At 64.1% G+C, this 616-nt stretch carries 1 protein-coding gene and 1 pseudogene; both read left to right on the top strand.

Annotation, left to right across the window (positions count from 1 at the left end; genetic code table 11):
- On the top strand, positions 1-286 hold a 286-nt coding region (locus EOA75_RS33585), incomplete at its 5' end, for an ABC transporter permease (protein ID WP_164747793.1).
- A pseudogene (locus tag EOA75_RS33590) lies at positions 283-616 on the top strand (ABC transporter permease); the annotation flags it as partial. The gene EOA75_RS33585 and the pseudogene EOA75_RS33590, both read left to right, overlap by 4 nt.

Raw genomic sequence — 616 nt, forward strand, 5'->3', positions numbered from 1 at the left:
GCCCTACCGCGCCGTGCTCTGGCGCCACGCGCTGCGCAACGCCATGATCCCGGTGCTCACCATTCTCGGCCTGCAATTCGCGTTCCTGCTTGCCGGCACCATCATCATCGAGAATGTCTTCTATCTGCCGGGGCTTGGACGGCTGGTTTTCCAAGCCATCACCCAGCGCGACCTGATCGTCGTCGAGAGCGTCGTCATGCTGCTGGTCGCCGCCGTGATCGCCGTCAATCTGCTGGTCGACTTCTCCTACGCCGTTGTCGATCCGCGGCTCAGGGGCCGGCAATGATAATGCGCGTCGACCTGCCCGAGGAAACGCTTGCCGGGGTTCTGGCCAAAGCCTTCGGCAACCGCTCTTTTCTGATCGGCTTCGCCATCACGCTGCTGGTGGCCGCGATTGCGCTGCTCTCCTTTGCATGGACGCCCTACGACGTCACCAAGCTGGTCATCGCAGACAAGACGCAGGCGCCCTCGTGGACGCATTGGTTCGGCACCGACCATTTCGGTCGCGACATCCTTTCGATGATCATGGTCGGCGCACGCAACTCGATCGCGGTAGCGCTGGTGGCGGTCGGCATCGGCATGGGCATCGGCGTGCCGCTCGGCGCCTTCGCGGCGG

It is taken from the genome of Mesorhizobium sp. M1A.F.Ca.IN.022.07.1.1, from assembly GCF_003997575.1.
GTDB lineage: Bacteria > Pseudomonadota > Alphaproteobacteria > Rhizobiales > Rhizobiaceae > Mesorhizobium.